Genomic DNA, 19,226 nt, shown 5'->3' on the forward strand with positions numbered 1-19,226 from the left:
GACCTGGCCGCCGTAGCCCAGATCTGCGGCTACCCACCCGGCGAATCCAGCCGCTTCTCCGACGACTACCTCCGCATCACCCGCCGAGCCCACAACACCGTCGCCCACCTCTTCTGGGACGACTGACCCCCAACGTTCGAGGAGTGTCCTGAGCGCTTCGCGGACGGGGCTGGGGCTGACCCCGAAGAATGCGGCAACCTCGTCGACGCTCAGATTGCCTGTTTTGACATGAGGTCAGACCCGGCGGTCGGCACTCCCGGCGGCGACAATGGTTCGTCTGCAACACAAGCCTGGGGGGCTATATATGCGTGCACGAATTCTTTCGGTCGTCGTGGTGTCGATGCTGGTGGCCACGGGAGTCTGGTTCCTCGGCATCCGGCACGGGGACGGTCCGCTCGGGGAGAGCGGCCTCGGCACCACGCTCTGCATGCCGGTTGGCGAGTCGGAGTCGGCGACCGTCGGCATCATGAAGCCTTTGCAGAACAGCGGCTCGGACCCGGTCACGATCACCGATGTCACGTTGATCGGCCCCAGAGCGGTCGAGAACGCCGGTGCGCTGCTTGTCCCAGAGGCTCAGAAGGATTCGACCGCCAGTAGGGCCGGCTGGACCTTCGACAACGGTCCCTTCGACGGCCAGACCAACCGTCCTCGGTTGGCGGTCGATGCCGTGCTGCCCGCGAAGCAGACCGAGGAGACCTGGCTGGTCGTCCACGTTACGCGGCCCGATGTCAACGCCGAGGGCTACCTGGAGGGCATCCGCATCGAGTACACGACAGGCGTTCGCCGCTACGTCCTCAAAACCGGCCCAGAACACATCCTCCGCATCACCAAGTGTTCCTAGAAACTTGTCAAGGGACACGTTGCTCAAGGTCGCTCGGCCGGCTCACCTTGAGCACCGATCAACCACTTTCTGGCCGCGCGCGTGGTTGAGCCGTGCTCAAGGTCGTGCTGGCTCGTGTGGAGGGCGGGTGGCTGAGCGGGCTTGGAGGGCCGCTGTTGTTTGGGTTGGTGGACCGGCGGCGGGCTGCGGATGGGGGTCTTTTAGGATTGATCTGGTGGAGACGACGGATCGGAAGAAGCGGCGGGGTGTGCCTAGCACTACGCAGCGTGGGGTGCGGATGACGGCCGGGCAGCGCCGGGCGTGGGATGAGCACTGGTCCGAGCTGGGGTCGAAGCTGGAGGATCTGCCCGCGGGGCCGACGGATCTGGTGCGGTGGTTCGGGCGCGAGGCGCCGACGGTGCTGGAGATCGGTTCCGGGATGGGGGAGGGGACCGCGCAGCTCGCGGTGGCGGCGCCGGAGGTCAACCACATCGCGGCCGAGGTGTACACGGCCGGGCTCGGGCAGTTGATGATGCTGGCCGAGAAGTACGCCCTGGAGAACCTGCGGCTGCTGCAGGGCGACGCGATCGCGTTCCTGACCGATCATGTCGAGCCCGGTGGGCTGGACGGCGTACGGATCTACTTCCCGGATCCGTGGCCGAAGAAGAAGCACCACAAGCGTCGGTTGGTCGCGCCGGCGTTCATCGCGCTCGTCGCCTCGCGGTTGCGGCCGGGCGGAACGTTGCACCTGGCAACTGACTGGTCGCACTACGCCGAGCAGATGCTGGCGGTCTGCGAGGGCGAGCCGACCCTGCGCAACCAGTACGACGACTGGGCCCCGCGCCCCGAATGGCGTCCGGTGACGAAGTTCGAGTCGCGGGCCCAGGCCGAGGGCCGCGTCGTACGCGACCTGATCTACGTCAAGCGGTCCGGCTCGTGAAGTTCCAGATCCCGGCACCCACCGTGTAGATCGTGAACCCATCCTCGTACGTCGCTGAACCCGCCAGCGACTGAGGTACGGCGGCAACGTCCGTCGCGGACTCGGATGGTACATGCACCACCGCCGTCATCCCCACCGGCACGTGTACCTCCAGCGAGAACACCCGGCTGACCCGGCGCCACATCACGGTCACCCGGCCGCGGATCGTCTCGGTCCGGATGCTCGCCGACGCGGTCTCGCCGCGCGCATCCGGCCGGACCACGATCCGCTCCCAGCCGACGCCGGCGTTCCGCAGGCCGGCGACGTTCTCGAGGATCCACTGCACGACCGTGCCCTGGAAGTAGTGGTTGCGGGAGCGCGAGTCGGCCTCCCACATCTCCCACATGGTGTCCGCACCGAGGTCGAACCAGTAACCCCAGCTGGGATAACTCCGCTGCAGCGCCACTTTGGTTGCCGCATCGCCATATCCGTACGCCGTCAGCACCGGCAGCAGCACGCCGACCCCGAGACACCCGGTGTTCAGGTGGAACCCGCGCGCCTCGACATCCGCCGCCAGGTTCGCCGCGACCCGCTCGGCCAGTTCCTCAGGAACGATGCCGAAGGCAAGCGGTACGGCGTTCGACGTCTGCCGGTAGTCCGGATCGTCGGCGCTCCGGTATACCGCAAGCCCCCGGTCCAGGAACGTCCGGTTCAGCCCGTCCGCGAGCTCCGCAGCCGCCTTCCGGTAGTCATGGGCCTTGCCCAGCAGATCCCCGATCTCCGCAGCCACGAGCACCGCGCGATACAGGTACGCCGTACCGGTCAGGCGGCGGTCCTCCGGAGCCGGGCCGTCGCTGTAGCCGGGTGGGAGCCAATCGCCGAGCACGCTGACGGAGAGCCCGTCCTCAACCCGGTCGAGTTCCCAGGCCAGGTAGCGGGTGAGCGAGTCCCAGTGCTCGCGCAGCAGTCGCTCGTCGCCGTACGTGCGATGCATTTCGTGCAGCAGGATCGGGTAGACGGTCGGCCATTCGGTGGCCGGGGCGAGCTCGGCAAAGCCCCAGCCGTTGGTCGGGATGATCACCGGCAGCTGCCCGGATTCCGCCTGACTGTCGCGGATGTCGCCGAGCCACTTGGTGAAGAACCGCGCGAGGTCCAGCGTGGCCAGCATCGTCGGCGCACCGACCTGTGCGTCCCCGGTCCAGCCGTTCTTCTCGTAGAACGGTGTGTCGGTCGGGATGCCGTGCAGATTGCTCAGCACCGTCCGCCGCATCGCCTGCTCGAACTGCTCGTACGCCGGTTCGCTCGATTCGAACCCGGTCACCGATCGGACGTCGGAATGCACGACCCGCAACTGCACGTCCGCTCGCGCCCCGGTGATCTGGACGTGGCGGAAGCCTTTGTAGGAGAACCGCGGTTCCCACTCCTCGACACCCGAGCCGGCCGCGATGTATTCGTCCCGCTGGATCCGGTCACCCTCGACATGCCCGTTCACTGCAACCACGTTGCCATCAGCAACCGTCTCACCGTACGTCAGGCTGACTGTGGTTCCGGCCGATGCACGCACTCGCAATCGCACCCACCCGGCCGTCGTGCGGCCGAAGTCGGCGATCCAGACGCCGGGCCGCACCTCGTCGAGCTCGACCGGATCGACCGTCTCGATGATCTGGATCGGCTCGTGCTCCTGCGCCCGCAGCCGACCGGCCGGCGCCTCAACCACAGACGCAGTGGACCAGGACGAGTCGTCGAAACCGGCCGCGTCCCACCCGGGCAGTGCGCGGCGGGCGTCGTACGTCTCGCCGGTGTAGAGCGAGTCGGAGATCGTCGGACCGCCGGTGATCCGCCACGAAGGATCGCTGACCACCTCGGCGACCCGGCCGTCGTCGTACTCGATGACCAGGCGCGCGATCAGTCGCGGCTCAGCGGTCCACGGCGCCTGGTGCCAGCGCCACACATTGGGTGTGTTCATGCCGAAGAAGCCACGACCCAGTTCGGCGCCGACCACATTCGAACCGGTCCGCAGCAGCTCGGTGACGTCGTGCGTGACGTAAAGGACAGTGCGGCCGTAGTCGGTGAAGCCAGGATCCAGTACGGCGTCGGTCACCGGCTGACCGTTGATCCGGAGGTCGGCGTACCCGAGGCCGCTCGCATACAACCGCGCGCGCCGTACCGACCCGTCGACACTGAACGCCCGCCGAAGCAGGGGAGCGCTCGAGGTCTCGCCGCCGATCCACTGGGCCGAGCCGAACCCCTCATCGAGCAGCCCGGTCTCGAACCACTCCTCCGAAGCCCACTCAGTCTCCTGATCGGATCCGTCCCAGAGGCGGACCGACCAGTGATACCGCGTCCGCGGGGTGAGCGCAGGCCCGTCGTACTCGATGCCGAAGGACTGCGAAGAGCTCACCTTGCCGGAATCCCAGGACCCGGTTTCCCCAGCCCGCACCCGCAGCTGGTACGCCGTCTGGACCGCGCCGTACCCGGGAGCCACGGCGACCCAACTGAACCGGGGCCGATCGACATCGGTCCCCAACGGGCGGACGGCGTACTCGGCCTTCAATGACCCGACGTGCATCGGCGGCGGCTCCTCAGCAAGGTCTACGGGGACGATCTGCGCCTTCCTGATTACCTGCTGCACGATCCGTCAGCAAGCCTCAGTCCTTCTCCGGCCGATTCGTCTCACATCGCGATTTCTTGTCTCGTATAGTGAAATACGAGGCGATCGATGGACTTTGTACGCTTTCATGGGAGACATGCAGGTCACCGCCAACCGGCCAGCCGACGCGCTCACGCGCCGTCGGCATGTTGACCTGCTCCGCGTTGCCTCCGCAACCTGTTGACCTTCGGCGTTGCCCTCAGCCCTGTTGTCGCTGACCCACGCCCGCTCGCGGCTGTATGTATCGGTCGCCCGCATCCCTTGAAGGTCTCCCCGTGCGTATCTCTGGTCTCCGTCCCCGCGTCCTCGCGGTGGCACTGTCCCTTGCCGTAGTGGCTGCCGGCTGCAGCCGGGTCGAGCGTGACCCGGCTCCGGCCGCCGCCACCGGTAAGGGCCCGGCCGCCGAGCTCCGGCTCGGCTACTTCCCGAACGTCACCCACGCCGCCGCCCTGGTCGGCCTCGACCAGAACCTGTTCAGCAAGGACCTCGGCAGCACCAAGCTGGTCCCGACCAAGTTCAATGCCGGCCCGGAGGCGGTCGGCGCGCTGCTCGGTGGCTCGCTGGACGCGACCTTCATCGGCTCCGGCCCGGCCATCAACGCCTACGCGAAGTCGAACGGCGAGGCCGTCCGCCTGATCGCCGGTACGACGTCCGGCGGGGCGCAGCTGGTCGTGAAGCCGGGCATCACCAAGCCGGAGGACCTGATCGGCAAGCGGGTGGTCACCCCGCAGCTCGGCAACACCCAGGACGTGTCGCTGAAGAAGTGGCTGGCCGACAAGTGGCTGACCGGCAAGGTCACGGTCACCAACCTCGAGAACGCGCTCACGCTGGACTCGTTCAAGGAAGGCAAGGTCGACGCCGCCTGGCTGCCTGAGCCGTGGTCGTCGCGGCTCGTCCTCGACGCCGGTGCGAAGGTGCTGCTCGACGAGAAGAGCATCTGGCCGGAGGGCAAGTTCCCGACCACGGTGCTGATCGTGCGGACGCAGTTCCTGGAGGAGCACCCGGAGACGGTGAAGGCGCTGCTCAGCGGTCTGGTCGCTTCGATCGACTTCGCCAACAAGGACAAGGCCGCGGCGAAGACCGCGGTGAACAAGCAGCTGAAGGCGCTGACCGGCAAGGAGCTGAAGCCGGCCGTGATCGACCGCGCGTTCGGCAACATCGAGATCACCGCCGATCCGCTGGCCGCGACCTTCCCGCAGCTGGCCAAGGACCAGGCCAGCGCCGGGATCGTCAAGGAGGCCCCGAAGGTCGCCGGCTTCGCGGACCTCGGCCCACTGAACGCCGTACTGACCGCAGCAGGAAAGCCGACGGTCGACGCCGCCGGCCTCGACACCAAGTAATCCCGACCGATCGAGGAGCCGAAAATGACCGCGACAGTCGAGGTACCCCGCAAGGTGACCGAGCACGTGCTGCGTCCGGTGCGTTTCCACCAGGTCGGTAAGGCCTTCGGGACCGGCCGCAAGGAGGTTGTGGCGCTGGACGGTGTCGACCTCGAGGTCAAGGTCGGGGAGTTCGTCTGCCTGCTCGGCGCGTCCGGCTGCGGCAAGACGACCCTGCTGAACCTGGTCGCCGGTCTGGACCAGCCGACCAGCGGCCGGATCGAGCTCAGCTCGTCGCGGCCGGCGGTCGTGTTCCAGGAGCCTGCGCTGATGCCGTGGCTGACCGCTGCCGGGAACGTCGAGCTCCCGTTGCGGATGGCCGGCGTACCGAAGGCGCAGCGGCGGGCGAAGGCGGCCGAGCTGCTTGAGCTGGTCCGGCTGGCCGGGCTCGGGGACAAGCGGCCGCACGAGCTGTCCGGCGGGATGCGGCAGCGGGTCGCGTTGGCCCGGGCGCTTGCGTCGACCACCGACAACACCGGCGAGGGAGCGGGCAAGCCGTCGCTGCTGCTGATGGACGAGCCGTTCTCCGCGCTGGACGCGATCACCCGCGACGTCCTGCAGGGTGAGCTGCTGCGGATCTGGCGAGCCACCGGTACGGCGATCCTGTTCGTCACCCACGATGTCCGGGAAGCGGTGCGGCTCGGTCAGCGCGTCGTCCTGCTGTCGTCGCGGCCCGGCCGGGTCGTGCGCGAATGGGATGTCGAAGGGCTCGCCGGATCCGACGAGTCCGGTGCGATCGACGAGATCAACAGCGAACTGCGCAAGGTGATCAGCAGTCATGCCGCAGCTTGATGTGAAGGAAGGCTCGGTCGAGGCCGGACTGGATGCCCTCGACACACCGGTCGCAGCGTCCGAGGGCTCGCTGGCTCGGCGGATCGCAGGCCGGGCGTTGCCGCCGATCGGTGCGATCGTGCTGCTGGTGCTCGTCTGGCAGGTGTTGTGGGCGGCCGCGTTCTGGCCTGAGTTCAAGCTGCCGGCGCCGGCTGCGGTCTGGGCCCAGATCTGGGAGCTGGTGACGACCGGCGAGATCCTCGGACTGTTCTGGGTCTCGGTGCACCGGGCGGTGATCGGGTTCGCGATCTCGCTCGCGATCGCCGTACCGCTGGGCTTGGCGATCGCGAACATCCGCGTCGTACGGCGGGGGATCGGGCCGCTGGTGTCCGGCCTGCAGAGCCTGCCGTCGGTGGCGTGGGTGCCGGCCGCGATCCTGTGGTTCGGACTGACCGACGGCGCGATCTATTGGGTCGTCCTGCTCGGCGCCGTACCGTCGATCGCGAACGGTCTGGTCTCCGGTCTGGACCAGGTGCCGCCGATCCTGCCGCGGGTCGGCAAGGCGCTCGGCGCCGACCGGCTGGGTGGGATCCGGTACATCCTGCTGCCGGCCGCGCTGCCCGGCTTCCTCGGTGGACTCAAGCAGGGCTGGGCGTTCTCCTGGCGGTCGCTGATGGCCGCCGAGCTGATCGCGACCTCACCGGATCTGGGTGAGGGCCTCGGTCAGTACCTGCACAACGGGATGTCGTTGTCGGACATCTCGATGGTGTTCGCCGGCATCCTGCTGATCTTCGTGGTCGGCGTCGGGATCGAGCTGCTGGTCTTCCGCCCGCTGGAGAACTCGGTCCTGAAGGCCCGCGGCCTGACCAGCGCAGTCCGCTGACAGGGTTACGGCTCGGCAACTGGGGCCCGCGTCGCGGCCCCGGTTCGGCCACGCGCCGTACTGTGGGGATGTGGTCCGATTCCTGCCGTTCCTGATCAGCCTGGTGCTCAGCGTGTACGCGCTGTTCTCCTGCATCCAGACGCCCGACGACGAGGTCCCGCACCTGCCCAAGCTGGTGTGGATCCTGATCATCGTGTTCGTCCCGTTCGTCGGGCCGATCGTCTGGCTGCTCGCGTCGCGGGTGGCCCGCGCCGGCCGTGAACGTCCGGTCCGGCCGTCGCGGCCGACAGGTCGTTCGATGGCGCCCGATGACGATCCCGACTTCCTGAAGTCGCTGGATCGCTACCGGGACCCGCGGACGACGATCAAGCCGCCGGACGCCGAGCCACAGGACACACCGCGTCCCAAGGATCCGGAAACGCCGGCCGACGAGACTCCGACCGGTGACTCGCCGCCGGCCGAGACCGACGACGGTAAACCGTGAGACCGCGCCCGCATCCGCTCAGAGCGGGAGGGCGCGGTTTCTCAGGCGGACTTGCGGTGCTCCAGGGAGACGTTGTCGCGCTCGGACTCTGTGGTTCCGCCCCAGACGCCGTACGGTTCTCCGACCGCGAGGGCGTGCTGGCGGCACTCCGGCTGAACCGGGCAGGTGCCGCAGAGTGACTTCGCCACCATCTCGCGGGCGCGTTTACGGACGCCACGCTCCGATTCGGGCGAGAAGAACAACTCCGGGTTGACGTCGCGGCACGCAGACTGCGACTGCCAGTCCCACAAATCCATGAGCGGGCGGGGTAGGCGAGGCATCCCTCTCGACATGGCAACCTCCTATGACTCACCGTGAGCGCGGACGGGCGCTCGGTGAAAACTATGCTCAACTCCTGCCGAGTTCAACCCTTGTTATCTCGAACCTCGGCCCATTTGTTATCGGCGAGTGGCGTCGCAGGCTGTGATCACGCTGTTTCACGCGGAGAGCGTGACCATCGCCTTACCCACTGTGACATGGATCACTTGGTGAGCGCTGCGCCAAAAACCGCTGCCAGCAGTCCGATTCCGAGATTGAGCAACACCGTCAGCAAAGCCTTTGCCCGGTGCCCCGAACTCGCGAGCGCAGTCGTCTCGGCCGCGAAGGTGCTGTACGTCGTGAAGGCTCCGCAGAACCCGACACCGATCAGCAGCGTCCAGTTCTGATCGGTCACGCCGGTCATCAGGCCGAGGACGAAACTGCCGACGACGTTGACCGTGAAGGTGCCCCAGGGCAACGGGACCTGTTGGCCAGTGGTCTGCAAAAGCCTTGCCACCAAGTGTTTGTCGACAATGAACCGTAGCGGCGCACCGATCGCGGCACCGAGGGCGACGAGCAGAACGTTCATCGCCGCCGGCCCAGCCACTCGCCGAGAGTTGCCGCCAGCAACGCTGCAGCGACCGTGCCGAAGAAGTAGACGAAGGCAACCACCAGATGCGCGTGCGTCTGCACGTGCACTAACTTCTCGGTGTCTACCGCGTACGTCGAGAAGGTCGTGAAGCCGCCGAGGACCCCGGTACCGAGGAACGGCCGGAGCAGCGGATGGGATTGTGGCCTGAGCCGCGCGAACAGTACGCCGATGGCCAGACAGCCCGTCACGTTCGTGAGGAACGTGGCCCAGGGAAAGCCACCCTCGGCGTGCGGAATCGCCGCTGCGAGCCCGTAGCGGGCCAATGAGCCGACGATTCCGCCGAGGGCCACCACGCCGAGCACGCGCGGCAGCCCGGGCTGGAGAACTTCGCTCACACCGCCGGAGCGTAGCGGTAGTACTCATGGGCTCCATGCGCAGTCCCGGTCTCGCCGGTCAATGCGCGGATCACCGTCGCATGCGTGACCGCGAGCACCGGCCCGTCCGTGCCGGCCGCATGCCGGGCAAGCGCCGTCTCCGCTCGCTCCCGCACCTTGGACAACGGCTCCCACGGTCGCCGGATGCCGTCCGGCCACTCACCGCCGTACGCCTCGAACTCGGCCTTGGCGGCCAGTACGTCGGCATGACCGCGCCAACTGCCCGAGTGATCCGGCAGCCAGTCGCGCAGGTCGTGATCGACCCGTACGCCGAGCGCCAGCCGGTGCCCGACGATCGCGGCGAACTGCAGCGCCCGCGTGAACGGCGAACTGACCAGGTACGTCGCACCGATCCCGCCGAGCAGGTCGGCCAGCTCCTCGGCCTGCCGCACCCCGTCCGGTGTCAGCGGGGCCGAGTCGGCCGCGGCTCCGCGCAGCCCCTGACCGTCGATCCGTGCGTAGTCGGGCTCCCCGTGCCGAACCAGGTAGATCTGCGTGACAGGCATAGGCCTAGCGAAGATGTCGGGCCCCGGCCCACCCCTGAGGAGCGGACGGTGGCCGGATCTGATGAAGCTCGTCGAAGAGTTGATCGATGCCTCCGGGCGGTTGGGGGCTTGTCGTCGTCGGGGGTTGGGTCTCGATCCAGCGCACCTCGGTGGCGCCCTGGTGGCCGTGCACGGCGAGCACGGCCTCGAGCCCGGGCCAGACCGCGGTCGCCGGGTTCGCACCCCGCCACCGCAGAGCGACCGACCCGTCGCTGAACTCGCAGCCCTCCGCTACTACACCGGTCCCGGAGACCCCACTCGGATCCCGGTACCGCACCAGCTCGAAGACCCGCGGCCTCACTGTCCAGCACCCCTCAGATGTCGACCCGTTGTTGCAGCGCTCAACGAGCCCGGAACCAGGTTGGTTACTGGGTGGGTGCTATCGTCTGTTCCGTGAAGCGTTGCTATTGGCGATTTTTTGAGTGGCCGGCCGTGGTGCCGGGCGACTCAGCCGATCGCTGACGCCCACCAAGTACTCCACAGCCGGCCCGAAGGCAAGGACAACCGTCCTTGCCTTTTCTGTTTCCCCAGCCGGCTGACTGCGACCTTCCGCGGTGCTCCGGCGGAAAGGTCCCACCACCATGAACACCCTCCCGCGACGATCCGAGCACGCGGCCGTTGTCGACCGCCGGATCGAGAAGACCGTCCCGTTGATCACGCCGCTCGCGCTGCACGACGAGCTGCCGCTGAACGACGACCTCGCGAAGACGGTCATCGACGGCCGCCAGGCAGTGACCGACGTACTGAACGGGGTCGACGACCGGCTGCTGGTCGTGGTCGGCCCGTGCTCCGTGCACGACGCCGACGCTGCCCTCGAGTACGCCGAGCGCCTGCGCCCGGTCGCTGAGCGGCTCTCCGACGGTCTGCTGGTGGTGATGCGGGTGTACTTCGAGAAGCCGCGTTCCACGCTCGGCTGGAAGGGCCTCATCAACGACCCGGGTCTCGATGGCTCCGGTGACGTGAACCGCGGTCTGCGGCTCGCCCGGAAGCTGCTGCTGGAGGTGACCGAGCTGGGCCTGCCGGTCGGGTGCGAGTTCCTCGACCCGATCACGCCGCAGTACATCGCCGACACCGTCGGTTGGGGTGCCATCGGTGCGCGGACCGTCGAGAGCCAGGTCCACCGGCAGCTGTCGTCCGGCCTGTCGATGCCGATCGGGATGAAGAACCGCCCCGACGGCAGCATCGGTACGGCGGTCGACGCGATCAAGGCGGCCGCCGTACCGCATGTGTTCACGGGTATCGACCACGACGGCGCTCCGGCGATCCTGCACACCCGCGGGAACCCGGACTGCCACCTGGTCCTGCGCGGTTCCGACGCCGGTCCGAACTACGACGCCGATTCCGTTGCCGCTGCCACCGATCTGCTCCGTACGGCGGGTCTCCCGGAGCGAGTCGTCATCGACGCCAGCCACGGCAACAGCCGGAAGGACCACAAGCGTCAGCCGATCGTCGCCGCGGAGATCGGTGCGCAGGTCGCGGCCGGCAACCGGGCGATCGTCGGCGTGATGCTGGAGTCGTTCCTGCAGGAAGGCCGCCAGGATCTCGACCCGACTCGCGAGCTGACCTACGGGCAGTCGGTCACGGACGCCTGCATGGGCTGGGAAACCACCGAAGCAGTACTCACCGAACTACGGAACGCAGCCATCGCGCGCCGCGGCTAGTTCTGTTCACCTGGGCGTCTTGCGGTGGCTACAAGCCATCCCTAAGGTCCGGACCATGACTGAGATCTCCAGGCGTCTTGTTCTCGGCTCGGCGGCCGGTGGGGCAGCGTTGTCGCTGCTCCCGCCGTCGCTGCACACCGCGATGGCGCAACCGGCACGGCGTGGGGGACTGCGGGCCATCGAGCACGTGATCGTGTTGATGCAGGAGAACCGTTCGTTCGACCACTATTACGGGACACTGCGCGGAGTCCGCGGGTACGGCGATCGCCAGCCGCTGCGGTTGCGTAACGGCCAGAGCGTGTTCCACCAGCCCAAGACCGGGGGCGGTGAGGTGCTGCCGTTCTCGATCCGCGCCGCTGCCGCCGCGGCCGGGCGGAACCCCGACGACATCCAGTACCTGGGTGCCCTGGCGCACGGTTTCACCGACGCGACCCAGGCCTGGGGGAACGGCTGGAACGACAACTGGGTGCAGGCCAAGACGGCCGCGACGATGACGCACTACGACCGGCGCGACATTCCGCTGCAGTACGAACTGGCCGAGACGTTCACGATCTGCGATGCCTACCACTGCTCGGTCAACGGCTCCACCAACCCGAACCGGAACTACCTGTGGTCCGGCACCACCGGCTACGAGCCCGGGACGACCCAGCGCGCGGTGACGAACTCGGCGTACGACTACAACCACAAGGGCTACGACTGGACGGCGTACCCGGAGCGGCTCGAGCAGGCCGGTGTCTCCTGGAAGATCTACCAGGAGTGGGACAACTTCACCGACAACGCGGTCGAGTACTTCCGGACGTTCAAGGACCTCGGGACCCGGATCCTGGCGTCGGTGCCGGGCGGCTACCGGACCACCGAGGAGTTCTACGACAAGCTCTTCTCCAAGACACCCGAGCAGCAGACCGAGGCGTTGCAGCAGCTGGCGGCGGCCGTGGCCAAGCAGCCCGACGCCGACCAGAAGCTGTTCCACCAGGCGATGTTCCGGTCCGAGCCGGAGTCGCTGATTCCGCGGTTGAAGGCCGACATCAAGGCGGGCACGCTGCCGCAGGTGAGCTGGTTGGTGCCGTCGGCAATCGACTCCGAGCACCCCAGTACGTCGACGCCGGTGGGCAGCGCCAATCTGGTCTACGACCTGCTCGACGCGATCGCCTCCGACCCGGAGACGTGGTCGAAGACCGCGCTGTTCATCAACTTCGATGAGAACGACGGCTACTTCGATCACGTGCCGCCGCCGGTCGCACCGCGCCCGGACTCGGGCAACGGTGACGACTGGTACAACGGTCAGCCGATCGGGCTCGGCCCGCGCGTCCCGATGACCGTGGTGTCGCCGTGGACCGTCGGCGGCCACGTGAACTCGCAGATTTTCGACCACACCTCGGTGATCCGGTTCCTCGAGCGCTGGACCGGCGTCCAGGAGCCGAACATCAGCAAGTGGCGGCGGACTGCGTGTGGTGACCTCACCTCCGCCTTCGATTTCGACCGCTCCTACCGGCAGCCGACCGTCGAAGCACCTGGCCCGGTCCCGGCGCCGATCGCGCGCTGGAAGCCGACCCCGCCGGTCGACCAGGCTGTCCCGCAGCAGGAGGCCGGCCGGCGTCCGGCTCGCCCATTGCCTTACCGGCCGGCGGTTTCGGGCTTCGTTGCCGAGGGCAAGCTGAAGGTGGCCCTCAGCAATGAGGGCAGCGAGTCCGCCCACTTCGCGATCTACCCGTACGGCGGCGAACTGCCCGCGCCGGCGCATCTCGACGTACGGCGGGATCACGCGGAGGCGATCGCGGTCGCGGGTCCGTACGAGATCGCCGTACAGGGTCCGAACCGCTTCTGGGTGGAGCTGGCCGGGTCGACCGATGGTGTCGCGGCGGGGCTGGATGTGCGGATCTGCCAGCGGGGGAGCGGCCTGGAGTTGGCGCTGGTCAATACGTCTCGCAAGCCGCTCACGCTGAAGCTGAAGGCGCGTGCCTACGGCAGCAAGACGGTCACCGTCACGCTCCGCGGCAAGCAGACGCGCGAGGTGGAGTGGCCGACCGACCACGGCTGGTACGACGTCGAGGTCACGGTCGTCGAGGACACGACGTACCGGCGGCGGTTGAGTGGGCACCTGGAGACCGGTAGGGCCGGCGTCACCGGCTGACGCAACCGCACGACTGACGATGCATGATCTCCGCAGGCAGCCGGATCGTCTGCGGAGGCGCATCGGGATCGTTCATCCGGCGCAGCAGTAGCTGGACAGCCCGGGCGCCGATCGCCGCGGACGGTTGGGCCACGGTGGTCAGGCCCGGGCTGAACAGATCGGCCCAGGTGAAGTCGTCGAAGGCCGCGAGCGCCATGTCCTTCGGTACGGCGACCTTGGCCGCATTCAGCGCGGCCAACGCGCCGATCGTCATGCTGTTGTTCGCGGCAAACAGTGCGGTCGGCCGGTCGTCGAGTTGCAGCAGCTCCCAGGTCGCCCGGCGGCCGCCGTCACTCGACGACGAGCCGACCCGGAGCAGTTCGGGATCCACCGGCAGGTCGGCGCGATGATGGGCCAGCTGGTAGCCGCGCAGGCGCTCGGCGCTGGTCGACAGGCCGGGGATCCCGCTGAGCATGCCGATCCGGGTGTGACCGAGCGAGATCAGGTGATCGATGATCGCGGTGGTCGCCGCTTCGTTCTCGACGCCGACCTGATCGACCCGTAGCTCGGGGGTGATTCGGTCGACCAGGACGTAGGGCAGGGCGTGGTCCCGCAGCATCGGCAGGGTCAGGTCGCGCCAGCCGTCGGCCGGGGCAGTGATGAGGCCTTCGATGCGGTGGGCAAGGAGGTTCGCGACCGCCACCGACTCGTGCCGGGCGTCGTCGCGGGTGTCGACGATGATCACGTTCAGCCCGGCTCGGGTGGCCTCGCGGTCGATGCCCTGGATGAGCTCGACCCAGTATGGGTTCGTTGCGACCGTGATGGCCAGGCCGATGGTGCGGTTCGATCCCGCGGAGAGGGAGCGTGCGGTCGGCTGGTGCTTGTAGCCGAGCAGATCCATCGCGTGCTGGACGCGTTCGCGGGTGGCGGGCGCGACCAGGCGGGTCCCGTTGACGACATGGGAGACCGTGCTGACGGACACTCCAGCGGTCCGGGCGACCTCGGTCATGGTGACCATCCGTCGTATCGTCGTCGCTCCACGTGCCGTTGCGCAAGGCTTTGCGCAAAGCAGGAAACCAGTGTGCGGACCGGTCTACCTTCGCGTCTCAAACCGACATCGCTCGGGAGGGCTGACCCGTGAGAAGAACCGTCCCCGTCGTCCTGCTGACCGTGGCCGTGCTGGCCACGGCGGCGTGTACGCAGACCAAGTCCGGCAGTGCTGAAGGCGGTCAGAGCAGTGGCCCGGTCAAGATCGGGCTCGTCACCAAGACCGATACCAACCCCTATTTCGTGAAGCTGCGGGAATCGGCCAAGGCGCACGCCGAGAAGTCGGGTGCGGAGCTGATCGCCGTGGCCGGGAAGTTCGACGGCGACAACGAGGGCCAGGTCGCCGCGATCGAGAACCTCGTCCAGCAAGGTGTGAAGGGCATCCTCATCACGCCGAGCAACTCCACCGGCATCCTTGGTGCGCTCAAACAGGCCAAAGAGAAGGGCGTTCTGGTGATCGCCCTCGACACCGAGACCGATCCGAAGGACGCCGTCGACGCGACCTACGCGACCAACAACACGACCGCGGGTGAGCTGGAAGGCAAGTACATCAAGGCGACCCTCGGGTCCACCCCGCCGCGGCTGCTGATGATGGACGGTACGCCGGGCGGCACGGTCGATGAGCAACGGCACCGCGGGTTCCTGCAGGGAATGGGTCTGAAGGACGGTGACCCCGCCATCATCGGCGCAGCCCCGACCAACGGTGACCAGAACAAGGCACAGGCCGCCATGGAGAACCTCCTCCAGCGCGACGCGACGGTGAACGCCGTCTACACGCTGAACGAGCCTGCTGCCCGAGGCGCCGTAGCCGCCCTGACCGCGAAGGGCCTGGCCGGCAAGGTCGCGGTCGGCTCGATCGACGGCGGCTGCCAAGGAGTTGCCGACGTGAAGGCTGGCAAGTACCTGGCCACTGTCATGCAGTTCCCGAAGAAGATGGCCGAACAAGGCGTCGACGCAGTCGTCACCTTCGCCAAGGACGGCAAGAAGCCCACCGGCTTCCAAGACACCGGCGCGCAACTGATCACCGACAAACCCCTCCCAGGCCTGGAGAGCAAAGACACCACCTGGGGCTCCCAGAACTGCTGGGGCTGAGTATGAGCGCGGTTGATGAGCGGTCGTTCCGGAATCGTTCGGCGGAAGCGTTCCTGCACAATCCTGCGCTGGGGCCGCTGGCTGCGCTGATTTTGGCGATGGTTGTGTTTTCGGCTACTACTTCGACGTTTCTGACTGTCGACAACCTCTCGTTGGTGGTGCAGCAGTCGTTGGTGGTGGCGACGTTGGCGCTGGGGCAGACGTTGATTGTGCTGACTGGCGGGATCGACCTGGCGAACGCCGCGGTCATGGTGCTGGGGACGATGGTGCTGGCGCGGCTGGTGACTGAGGGCAGTAGCTCGGCGGTGGCGTTGGTGGCTGGGTTTGTGGTCTGCGCGATGCTCGGGGCGATCTCGGGTGGACTGGTCACGATGCTCAACCTGCCGCCGTTCATCGTGACGCTCGGCATGCTGACCGTCGTGCTCGCGGTCGGCCGCCTGTACTCCGAGGGCAACTCGTACCCGGTCACCGACAACCTGCTCGGTGTGCTCGGCGAGGGTGGCTACCTGTTCGGCCAGATCAAGGTGACGCACGGGATGACGCTGGCCGTGGTGATGTTCGCGATCACCTGGTACGCGCTCACCCGGACCGCCTGGGGTCGCCATGTGTATGCCCTGGGCAACGATCCGGAAGCCGCCCGGCTGACCGGGATCCACGTCGGCCGGACCCGGTTCAGCGTCTACCTGGTGGCCGGCGTGATCTACGCCTTCGCCGCCTGGCAGGCACTCGGCCGGATCCCGAACGCGGACCCGAACGCCTTCCAGACCGGCAACCTGGACAGCATCACCGCGGTCGTCATCGGCGGCACCAGCCTGTTCGGTGGCCGGGGCAGCGTGATGGGTACCGTGGTCGGTGCTTTGATCGTCGCCGTACTGCGCAGCGGTCTGACCCAGGCCGGGATCGACAGCCTCTACCAGGATGTCGCGACCGGTGTCCTGGTGATCGCAGCGGTTGCCTTCGACCAGGTCGTCCGAAGGAGGTCACGATGACACCCGCCCTGACTATTCCGGCACTGCAGGCTCGCGGTTTGGTGAAGCGCTACGGCCGGGTGACCGCCATCGACGGTGCCGACTTCGACCTGTACGCCGGTGAGGTGCTGGCCGTCGTCGGCGACAACGGTGCCGGCAAGTCCAGCTTGATCAAGGCCTTGTCCGGCGCGCTGATCCCCGACGAGGGCACGATCCTGCTCGAGGGTTCGGAGACGCACTTCCACTCGCCGCTCGACGCTCGGCACGCCGGCATCGAGACCGTCCATCAAACGCTGGCCCTGGCGCCCGCGATGGACATCGCCACGAACCTCTTCCTCGGCCGCGAAGTACGCCGTACCGGGCCGTTGGGCAGTGTGTTCCGGCTGCTCGACCGGAGCGCGATGCGGGAACAGGCTCAGCGGCAACTCGATGCCTTGGGCATCGAAACCGTGCAGCACATCGGCCAGCTGATCGAGACACTGTCGGGTGGTCAGCGGCAGGCGGTGGCGGTCGCCCGAGCGGCGATGTTCGGCAGCAAGATGGTCATCATGGACGAGCCGACGGCCGCGCTCGGCGTGAAGGAGTCGCGGCAGGTGCTCGACCTGATCCGGCGGATCCGTGATCGCGGGCTGCCGGTGGTGCTGATCAGCCACGACATGCCGCAGGTGTTCGAGATCGCCGACCGGATCCACGTCCACCGCCTCGGTCGCCGGACCGCCGTCGTACGCCCGGCGGACGCGTCGATGAGCCAGGTGGTCTCCCTGATGACCGGAGCCTTGCGCCCCGGCGATCCGGATGCCCCGCCCAACCTGGTGGACACATGAGCTATCAAGAGGACAACCGCGGGCAGTTCCACTTCAGTCCGCGGAGGGGCTGGATGAACGATCCGAACGCGCCGCTGTTCTATCGCGGCGTCTATCACCTCTACTTCCAGCACGCGCCGAACTCGTTGCAGTGGGACACGATGCACTGGGGGCACGCGACCAGTACCGATCTCGTGCACTGGCAGGAGCAGCCGATCGCGCTCGATCCCACGATCCATCCGGGCGACCTGTGGTCCGGCGGTGGAGTCGTTGACTGCGGCAACGACAGCGGGCTGAAGTCCGGCGACCACGACCCGATCCTCGTGTACTCCGGGACGCGGGGTGTGACGGTCTTCTACAGCCTGGACGGCGGCTACACGTTCCAGACGTACGACGGTGGCCGGAAGGTCGCCGTACCGGAGGGGGACAGTCGCGACCCGAAGGTGTTCTGGGATCCTGCGTCGCAGCGCTGGGGGATGGTCGTCTGGTCCGATGCCGGTGGCAACGGAGTGGACTTCTTCAGCTCGACTGATCTGCTGCACTGGACCTTCGCGTCGCGGTTCGCGGCCGAGTGGCTGTTCGAGTGTCCGAACATGATCCGGATGCCGCTCGACGGCAACTACCACTGGGTCCTGCACTCCGCTAGTGGTGCGTACTACATCGGTGATTGGGACGGTACGGCGTTCCGCAGCGACTGGACGGTGCCGCAGAAGATCAACCAGACAGCGACCTTTGCCGGCGCCGGGTACTACGCGGCCCTGAACTTCTCGAACCTGGAAGGCGATCGTGTCGTCTCCATCGCGTGGCAGGGTGAGAACCACGGCTCGGTCTGGACGGGCAACGCGTCCTTCCCGGTGGATCTCAAACTGCGCCGGACAACCGACGGCCTCCGCGTGGTCAGCACGCCGGTCCCAGAAATCGGCGTGCTGCGGGAGAACACCCGGACTTGGAAGGACCTGAGCCTCGACAGCATGGCAGCACCTGGCTTGCGGGGCGCCACGTACGAACTCGAGGCGGTCGTGGACGTTCGCGACGCGCAGCGGTTCGGCATCCGGTTGCCCCGTGAGATCGCGTACGACGCTCGCGCGGGGCAACTGAACGGCGTACCGATGTCGCCGCAGGACGGCAAGGTCAAGGTGCGGTTGCTCGTCGACCGCGGTCAACTCGATGTCTTCGGCAACGATGGGGACGTCTACCAGAGCTACAACTTCGATGGTGTTCCTGAACTCTTCATCGAAGGACGGCTCCACCTCGACTCCCTGACGATCCACGAGCTGGCGTCGATCTGGGTCAGCGCGCGATAGCCGCCGTACGGGCCTTCGTGACCGCGATCAGGTCGGCGGGGGAGAGACCGATGTCGAGCCCTCGCCGGCCACCCGACACGTACACGGTGGCGTGGGCGGTCGCCGTACTGTCGACGACCGTCAGCAACGGCCGCTTCTGACCGATCGGGCTGATCCCACCGACGACGTACCCGGTCGTGCGTTCGGCGGCGACCGGGTCGGCCATCACCGCCTTCTTCCCACCGGCAGCCGCCGCGATCGCCTTCAGATCCAGCTGCTTGTCCACCGGAACCACGCCGACCGCCAGCTTGCCGTCGACCTCGACCAGCAGCGTCTTGAACACCTGCGCAGGCTCCAGCCCCAGCGCCTCGGCCGCCTCCAGCCCGTACGACTTCGCCCCCGGATCATGCTCGTACGCATGCGTGCTGAACCCGATCTTCGCCTTCGTCAACGCCACCGTCGCCGGCGTCCCCGCCGCCTGCTTCCCC

At 67.5% G+C, this 19,226-nt stretch carries 21 protein-coding genes; 13 read left to right on the forward strand and 8 right to left on the reverse strand.

The window, feature by feature from the left end; translation table 11 throughout:
• Positions 1-304 precede the first annotated feature (304 nt).
• The gene (locus E1261_RS29810; protein WP_132412373.1) at positions 305-841 is read left to right on the forward strand and encodes a hypothetical protein; all 537 of its coding nucleotides are present in this window, start codon (positions 305-307) and stop codon (positions 839-841) included.
• A 214-nt stretch (positions 842-1,055) separates the two neighbouring features.
• Positions 1,056-1,760 (forward strand): tRNA (guanosine(46)-N7)-methyltransferase TrmB, encoded by a 705-nt coding sequence (trmB, locus tag E1261_RS29815; protein WP_202875147.1) that lies wholly within the window; start codon positions 1,056-1,058, stop codon positions 1,758-1,760.
• Here trmB and E1261_RS29820 read toward each other — a convergent pair.
• On the reverse strand, positions 1,741-4,308 hold the full coding sequence (locus E1261_RS29820; RefSeq protein ID WP_132412376.1) for a family 78 glycoside hydrolase catalytic domain: 2,568 nt from the start codon (positions 4,306-4,308) through the stop codon (positions 1,741-1,743). The two genes, trmB and E1261_RS29820, sit on opposite strands and share 20 nt — an antisense overlap.
• Before the next feature lie 178 nt (positions 4,309-4,486).
• On the opposite strand from E1261_RS29820, the gene E1261_RS47165 reads away from it, so the two are divergent.
• The 5 genes from E1261_RS47165 to E1261_RS29840 all read left to right on the forward strand — a co-directional run bounded on the left by E1261_RS47165 (position 4,487) and on the right by E1261_RS29840 (position 7,906).
• Positions 4,487-4,573 carry a putative leader peptide gene (locus tag E1261_RS47165; protein ID WP_363818422.1) on the forward strand — a complete coding sequence of 29 codons (87 nt, stop codon included), beginning with the start codon at positions 4,487-4,489 and terminating at the stop codon, positions 4,571-4,573.
• A gap of 91 nt (positions 4,574-4,664) precedes the next feature.
• Complete coding sequence (locus E1261_RS29825) at positions 4,665-5,729, forward strand: ABC transporter substrate-binding protein (protein ID WP_238176515.1); 1,065 nt, start codon at positions 4,665-4,667, stop codon at positions 5,727-5,729.
• 24 nt (positions 5,730-5,753) lie between these two features.
• The gene (locus E1261_RS29830; RefSeq protein WP_202875149.1) at positions 5,754-6,560 is read left to right on the forward strand and encodes an ABC transporter ATP-binding protein; all 807 of its coding nucleotides are present in this window, start codon (positions 5,754-5,756) and stop codon (positions 6,558-6,560) included.
• Entirely contained in the window at positions 6,547-7,422 is an 876-nt protein-coding gene (locus E1261_RS29835; protein WP_132412380.1) for an ABC transporter permease, read from the forward strand. Before E1261_RS29830 ends, E1261_RS29835 begins: the two co-directional genes overlap by 14 nt.
• 70 nt (positions 7,423-7,492) lie before the next feature.
• The gene (locus E1261_RS29840) at positions 7,493-7,906 is read left to right on the forward strand and encodes a PLD nuclease N-terminal domain-containing protein (protein WP_132412382.1); all 414 of its coding nucleotides are present in this window, start codon (positions 7,493-7,495) and stop codon (positions 7,904-7,906) included.
• A 41-nt stretch (positions 7,907-7,947) separates the two neighbouring features.
• Here E1261_RS29840 and E1261_RS29845 read toward each other — a convergent pair whose 3' ends face one another.
• The 5 genes from E1261_RS29845 to E1261_RS29865 all read right to left on the reverse strand — a co-directional run bounded on the left by E1261_RS29845 (position 7,948) and on the right by E1261_RS29865 (position 10,075).
• Positions 7,948-8,238, reverse strand: a complete 291-nt coding sequence (locus E1261_RS29845) for a WhiB family transcriptional regulator (RefSeq protein WP_132412384.1) — start codon at positions 8,236-8,238, stop codon at positions 7,948-7,950.
• A 188-nt stretch (positions 8,239-8,426) separates the two neighbouring features.
• Positions 8,427-8,810 (reverse strand): fluoride efflux transporter CrcB, encoded by a 384-nt coding sequence (crcB, locus tag E1261_RS29850; RefSeq protein WP_238176516.1) that lies wholly within the window; start codon positions 8,808-8,810, stop codon positions 8,427-8,429.
• On the reverse strand, positions 8,789-9,190 hold the full coding sequence (locus E1261_RS29855) for a fluoride efflux transporter FluC (protein WP_202875151.1): 402 nt from the start codon (positions 9,188-9,190) through the stop codon (positions 8,789-8,791). Before E1261_RS29855 ends, crcB begins: the two co-directional genes overlap by 22 nt.
• Complete coding sequence (locus E1261_RS29860; RefSeq protein WP_132412386.1) at positions 9,187-9,735, reverse strand: histidine phosphatase family protein; 549 nt, start codon at positions 9,733-9,735, stop codon at positions 9,187-9,189. Before E1261_RS29860 ends, E1261_RS29855 begins: the two co-directional genes overlap by 4 nt.
• Positions 9,736-9,739: 4 nt before the next feature.
• Entirely contained in the window at positions 9,740-10,075 is a 336-nt protein-coding gene (locus tag E1261_RS29865; protein ID WP_132412388.1) for a hypothetical protein, read from the reverse strand.
• A 280-nt stretch (positions 10,076-10,355) separates the two neighbouring features.
• On the opposite strand from E1261_RS29865, the gene E1261_RS29870 reads away from it, so the two are divergent.
• Both E1261_RS29870 and E1261_RS29875 read left to right on the forward strand, forming a co-directional pair.
• Positions 10,356-11,435 (forward strand): 3-deoxy-7-phosphoheptulonate synthase, encoded by a 1,080-nt coding sequence (locus tag E1261_RS29870; protein WP_132412390.1) that lies wholly within the window; start codon positions 10,356-10,358, stop codon positions 11,433-11,435.
• Between the two features lie 55 nt (positions 11,436-11,490).
• Entirely contained in the window at positions 11,491-13,566 is a 2,076-nt protein-coding gene (locus E1261_RS29875; protein ID WP_132412392.1) for a phosphocholine-specific phospholipase C, read from the forward strand.
• Here E1261_RS29875 and E1261_RS29880 read toward each other — a convergent pair.
• Entirely contained in the window at positions 13,556-14,563 is a 1,008-nt protein-coding gene (locus tag E1261_RS29880) for a LacI family DNA-binding transcriptional regulator (RefSeq protein ID WP_132412394.1), read from the reverse strand. The genes E1261_RS29875 and E1261_RS29880 overlap by 11 nt on opposite strands.
• A 119-nt stretch (positions 14,564-14,682) precedes the next feature.
• On the opposite strand from E1261_RS29880, the gene E1261_RS29885 reads away from it, so the two are divergent.
• From E1261_RS29885 to E1261_RS29900, 4 genes are read left to right on the forward strand one after another with little or no spacing between them, the layout of a single operon-like run.
• Positions 14,683-15,684, forward strand: a complete 1,002-nt coding sequence (locus E1261_RS29885) for a substrate-binding domain-containing protein (protein ID WP_238176517.1) — start codon at positions 14,683-14,685, stop codon at positions 15,682-15,684.
• 2 nt (positions 15,685-15,686) lie between these two features.
• Positions 15,687-16,673 carry an ABC transporter permease gene (locus E1261_RS29890; RefSeq protein ID WP_132412396.1) on the forward strand — a complete coding sequence of 329 codons (987 nt, stop codon included), beginning with the start codon at positions 15,687-15,689 and terminating at the stop codon, positions 16,671-16,673.
• Positions 16,670-17,476 (forward strand): ATP-binding cassette domain-containing protein, encoded by an 807-nt coding sequence (locus tag E1261_RS29895; protein ID WP_238176518.1) that lies wholly within the window; start codon positions 16,670-16,672, stop codon positions 17,474-17,476. The genes E1261_RS29890 and E1261_RS29895 overlap by 4 nt, the downstream gene beginning before the upstream one ends.
• A complete protein-coding gene (locus E1261_RS29900) occupies positions 17,473-18,759 on the forward strand; it encodes a glycoside hydrolase family 32 protein (protein WP_132412397.1) in 1,287 nt (428 codons plus the stop codon). The genes E1261_RS29895 and E1261_RS29900 overlap by 4 nt, the downstream gene beginning before the upstream one ends.
• Here E1261_RS29900 and ybaK read toward each other — a convergent pair.
• The coding region (gene ybaK, locus E1261_RS29905; RefSeq protein ID WP_238176519.1) for a Cys-tRNA(Pro) deacylase at positions 18,746-19,226 on the reverse strand (481 nt) is incomplete at its 5' end. The genes E1261_RS29900 and ybaK overlap by 14 nt on opposite strands.

Source organism: Kribbella albertanoniae (assembly GCF_004348455.1).
GTDB classification, from domain to species: domain Bacteria; phylum Actinomycetota; class Actinomycetes; order Propionibacteriales; family Kribbellaceae; genus Kribbella; species Kribbella albertanoniae.